General features: G+C 62.5%; 4 protein-coding genes and 1 pseudogene. All 5 read right to left on the reverse strand.

What is annotated here, in order from left to right; translation table 11 throughout:
- Positions 1 to 103 (reverse strand): annotated as a pseudogene (locus tag ACFFN1_RS13815) (IS5/IS1182 family transposase); the annotation flags it as partial.
- Between the two features lie 46 nt (positions 104 to 149).
- Positions 150 to 1,697 carry a hydantoinase/oxoprolinase N-terminal domain-containing protein gene (locus ACFFN1_RS13820; RefSeq protein ID WP_376841417.1) on the reverse strand — a complete coding sequence of 516 codons (1,548 nt, stop codon included), beginning with the start codon at positions 1,695 to 1,697 and terminating at the stop codon, positions 150 to 152.
- Positions 1,694 to 2,821 (reverse strand): S-methyl thiohydantoin desulfurase family protein, encoded by a 1,128-nt coding sequence (locus tag ACFFN1_RS13825; protein ID WP_376841418.1) that lies wholly within the window; start codon positions 2,819 to 2,821, stop codon positions 1,694 to 1,696. The genes ACFFN1_RS13820 and ACFFN1_RS13825 overlap by 4 nt, the downstream gene beginning before the upstream one ends.
- Before the next feature lie 2 nt (positions 2,822 to 2,823).
- The gene (locus ACFFN1_RS13830) at positions 2,824 to 4,134 is read right to left on the reverse strand and encodes a cytosine permease (RefSeq protein ID WP_376841419.1); all 1,311 of its coding nucleotides are present in this window, start codon (positions 4,132 to 4,134) and stop codon (positions 2,824 to 2,826) included.
- 3 nt (positions 4,135 to 4,137) lie between these two features.
- The gene (locus ACFFN1_RS13835) at positions 4,138 to 4,707 is read right to left on the reverse strand and encodes a TetR/AcrR family transcriptional regulator (protein WP_376841420.1); all 570 of its coding nucleotides are present in this window, start codon (positions 4,705 to 4,707) and stop codon (positions 4,138 to 4,140) included.
- Positions 4,708 to 4,874 lie beyond the last annotated feature (167 nt).

The raw sequence follows: 4,874 nt of genomic DNA on the forward strand, positions 1-4,874 counted from the left end.
GCCTGGGATCGGAGAAGGGGCGTCCGCGCTTGCCTGTTGGTGCTGGCAGGTAGTCAGCGATGAGAGCCCATTGGTCATCAGTGAGCAGCTGGAATCGAGACATGATTCAAGAGTTTCAGAAACCAACCGTAAACTTTGTCAGACACGCCCTAGGCGCGCAGCCGACCCACCGCTCGAGCCACGATCCGCACTGATTCACCCTCCATATACGAAACGGGCAGCTCTTCGATTGAGGTGGTCACGACTGTTTCGGGGTCAGCGCCCGCTTCGACAGCGCGCTCGACAGCCTCCGCTGATGCAGCCGCTCTCATGCTCTCGCGCGATGTTCCGTCGGCAACGATCTTCTCGACTTCGCCGGCGATGTCTCCGAGCGCGACCCCCACAGCATTTGCAGCACCGAGGTTCAGCGGCTTCACGATCTCGCTGACTCCGTGCAGCTCATCACCGACGATGATGCTGCCTCCTCCCACGAGGATCACCGGCACCGCGGCGGCGCTCAGTTTCATTTGGTCGATGGCGTCTTCGAGCGCCACGCGGATCGCCCGCCGACTGGACGTGACGAGGTCAGCCGACAAAGAGACGTCGACGGCAGAGTCAATGGCTGTCAGGCCGGCGGCCAGCGCCACATCGGTCGCGGTCAGGGTGTCGCCCCCGAACGAGAGCGCCTCTTGCGGCAGGCGGTATCCGACACTGTCCGGGCCGAGACGGATTCCGTCACTCGTCTCCCGCACGGCCGTGCCGCCGCCCAGTGCGATCGACAGAATGTCGGGCATCCGGAAGTTCGTGCGCACTCCGCCGAGCGTGAACGACTCCGAAGACTGTCGCGGAAATCCGTCGACCAGCATGCCGATGTCAGTCGTCGTGCCTCCGACGTCAACCACGATGCCGTCGCGCAGACCAGATAGATGCGCCGCCCCCCGGATGGAATTGGTGGGGCCCCCGCCGATCGTCAGTACCGGATAGCGCAGGGCGTAGTCGACTTCCATGAGCGTGCCGTCGTTCTGCCCGAAGAACATTTGAGTAGAGATCCCGCGCTCCGAAAGCGCCCGGCGAAGGCCGTCGGCCATCGAGCGCAGCGTCTGCATCAGCGAAGCGTTCAGAATGCTCGCATTCTCGCGCTCGAGCAGCCCGATCGATCCGATCTCGGCCGAGAGCGACACCGGAACATCGAGCTCTTCCGCCACGATGTCGGCTGCCCGCTGCTCCTGCGATGCGTCGACCGGCGAGAACACGCCGACGATAGCGACTGCGTCCACGCTGCCGCGCATCTGTCTGCACGCAGCTCGAATCTCGTCTTGGTCGATGTCTGCGATCGTGTGCCCGTCGACTTCGAACCCGCCCGCGACGATCGCAGACTGCGCGCCGATCGCGCTCTTCAGGTCGTCTGGCCAGCCTTCGAGGGGCGGCACCGCCGTGGTTGCTGGAGCTGCGAGTCGCACGACGCCGACGCGTCCGAGACCGCGACGCTCGAGAATCGCATTGGTCGCGTGCGTGGTTCCGATCATTGCGAAGCGGATGCGCGCTGGGTCGATCTGCGCAGCCTGCAGCACCTTGTCGATCGAGGTGAGAACGCCGTCGCTGGTCTGCTTGGTCGTCGGCGACTTCACGGCGGCGACGACTTCGAGCGTCGCATTGTCAAGGATTACCGCGTCGGTGTTCGTTCCGCCGACGTCGATGCCCAGTCTGTATTCGGTCAAGAGGAGCTCCTTCCGGTGGTCGCGGGTTCCCGTTGCGCGGCCAGAGATTCCACGGGCTGCCAGTCGACGTCGAATCCGAAGTATCGGGGGCCGGCTGTTTCGATGCCCATGTCGGTGCGCCAGCGGTCGTCAGCGGGAATGCCGACGACCGAAATGCGGTGGCCGTAGCGAAGCGTCTCGGTTGTGATCGGATGCGCGGTCGCCGCATCGAGGACGCAGATGAGGTCGGGCGTCACGGCAGAGAGCTGGCCGTCACGCAGCGCTAGCAACATCTCGTTCTGGAAGCGCAGCTCATACTGTGAGCCCTTCCAGGTGCCAATGCCTTCGAGCATGGCCTTACCGCGTGTGAATCCGGCATCGAAGCCTCGCTCGAGGTCGACGACCTTGCCGTCGAAGAGGTGGAACGCATCGAGTTCTTGTGTGAGGGCCTCGAGCAGTGAGGCGTCTGTGCGTTCAGCTCCGTGTCCTGACAGTAGCTGCCCGATCCGCTTCGCCAGTGTGAGCGTGCCAGGGATGGCGGCCTCGCGCACGATATCGCCGCCGAACATGTAATCGATCATGGTCGCCGAACCGCCCATCTCGGTTGTGATGGCCCGCGCGAGGCGCTCTGACCACGGGCCGGTGACGGGAGTCATGATGACCTCGTTGCCGTGGTGGTCGACCATGACCGTGACCCCCGGCTTGTAACCGGCGAGGTGGAAGCTCACCATCTGCGACTCCGGAAACGCCCGCCCCATCGCGTCTGCGTCGACCATGGGAAGGCCGCTGAGGGCTGCAGCAGCGATCGGGACCATCGAGTTCCCGCCACCGACCTCGATCGGCATGACCGCAGTAGGCTTGCGCCCGGTGGCGCGCTCGGCAAGCTCGATGACTTGCACGAGCTCGGATTCGGCCATGATTCGCTCGACGCTGACGGAAGGCGCGCCGATCATCCCCACGGGAAGGACGAAGTCGTCAGCCGTGAGCTCTTCGACGGGCATGAGCGTGACGTCACCATGCAGGCCGATGAGCCGCTTGGCGATGAGGGCACCGACATGGGGGTCGCCGCCTCCGCCGGTACCGAGCACTGTAGCTCCGAGTGCGATGTCGTCGATGTCGTCGACAGTGATCAGTGTGCGGGCCATATTCATACCTCGATTCCATCGATAGAGACTGAGCGCTGAGCACTCCTTCTTATGAAGAGCCCGAAGGTCAGGGCTGCTGCGAAGGCCACCAGAAGACCATCGAGGGCAGGGACGAGCGTCAGTGTGAATAGCCCGAATCCGAGGCCGTCGGAGGCCTGAGTGGTCATCAGAGCTGTCACTATTCCGAGCAGCCAGGCGACGACAGGCAGGATCGTGATCCGGGGCGCCTCGCTGTGGTGCAGAAACCGTGTGTGCTGTCGGTTTGCGAAGAAGTTGGCGATGTAGACACCGCCGAACGGCGCAATCACGATGCCGATGGCTGAGATGAAATTGATGAACCAATCGGCTGCGCCGAATACGGCGATGATGATGCCGATTACACCGCCGACGATGGTCAGCGTACGACGGTTGAAACGCTTGCTGATCGACGAGAAGCTGATCGCGGCCGAGTAGACGTTCGTTGTGTTCGTGGTCCACTGCGCCAGGATCAACACGATGACCGCGAAGCCGCCGAGCCCGAGCCCGAAGAACATTGTCATGAGCTCGGTCTCGTTCAGGAGCTTGCTGAGAATGACGGAAACGACGATGATGATCGAGTTGCCGAACAGGAATCCGAAGAATCCTGCGGCCATCGCCTGCTTCGGGGTCTTTGCCCAGCGCGCCATGTCGGGTGCGGAGACGGCGCCCAGGACGAAGATGCCCATGATCAGCGAGACGGATCCTCCGAAGCTGTACACCGTAGCGGTCTGCGCTGTGAGTCCCTCGGGTCCGCGTGTTGCGAAAGCGACGATGATGCCGACGACGAGCAAGATGAGCAGCAGCGGCACTGCGAGGGTGCTGAGGCGCGAGATCGAGCGGTATCCCCAAAGGGCAGTTAACACCATGAGGATGCCGCCGAGCACCGTGAAGACGGTCACGGGCCAGTCGATACCTGTGAGCTCGAGCATCGCGACCTGGGCGTTCGAGCCGAAGAAACCCGCCTGAACCGCGAACCAACCGATCAAGCTGATCGACATGGCGAGTGCGAGGACGGCGCCCCCGATCTTGCCGAACACCGCGCGTGAGATCATCGCTGTCGTGAGTCCGGTCGCAGCTCCGACGTAGGCGCATGCCATGGCCAGAAGTCCGAGCAGCACTGAGCCGACGATTGTTGCGCCGATCGTGGGCCAGAAGTCCATTCCTGCTGCAAGCTCAACGCCGAGGAAGGCTCCGGAGAGGTCGATGCCGATCGCAATCCAGACAGCGGCGATGCTGATCCAGTGCTTGCGCTCCGATGTCGGAACTGTGCCGTGTTCGTAGTCTTTGGTCTCCATGATTCAGTTCTCTCCTTCGGTCAAGAGCGACACAAGGTGCTGCCAAGCAGCTTCGAATCGTTGCGCGTAGATCTCTGCTGAGTAGTGGGCTCGTTGCAGGAACAATCCGTCCATGAGCATGAGCACGAGCGCGATGAACCCGGCTTCGTCTTGCGGGCCTCGGATAGCTCCGGTCGAGTGCCCTTCACGATAGGCACCGCGAAACGCTTCGATGAGACTTGACTCGAAGTCGAGGAAGATCTGGCGAAGGCTCGGCAGTTCGCTCTTCTGCTCTTCGACTGCGGCGCGGAGACTGAAGTCGGCTGCTTCAGGGCGTTCGTCGTAGAACGCGTCGACGCCGACCAGCAAGTGGCGGATGCGCTCTAGCGGTTCCAGCGCGTCGCTGTCTTGCGCGAGCTGGGCGAAGTATGTGACGTGCTCGGCCGTGATCTGGGCGTACACCGACTCGAACAGCGCCTGCTTGCTCTCGAAGTGGGCGTAGATTGACGGGGTCATGATGCCTACAGCTTTTGCAATTTCACGCAGACTGGCTTCGGCGTAGCCCTTTTTTTGCAAACACATGGCGGGCTGCATCGATGAGGCGCTCTCGCGACATTTTCCTACCTAACGCTAGTTAGGAAAGGAGGATACATCACTGGCTCTTCAGAGTTGAGTGTGGGTTGATGCGTCCAGGCCGCCAGCGATGAGCAGCATGCGGAGTCGGTAGTTCTCGAGGTTGCGGAATCCGCGAGCGATCCGCC

The sequence above is a fragment of the Brevibacterium otitidis genome (assembly GCF_042429315.1).
Classification (GTDB): domain Bacteria; phylum Actinomycetota; class Actinomycetes; order Actinomycetales; family Brevibacteriaceae; genus Brevibacterium; species Brevibacterium otitidis.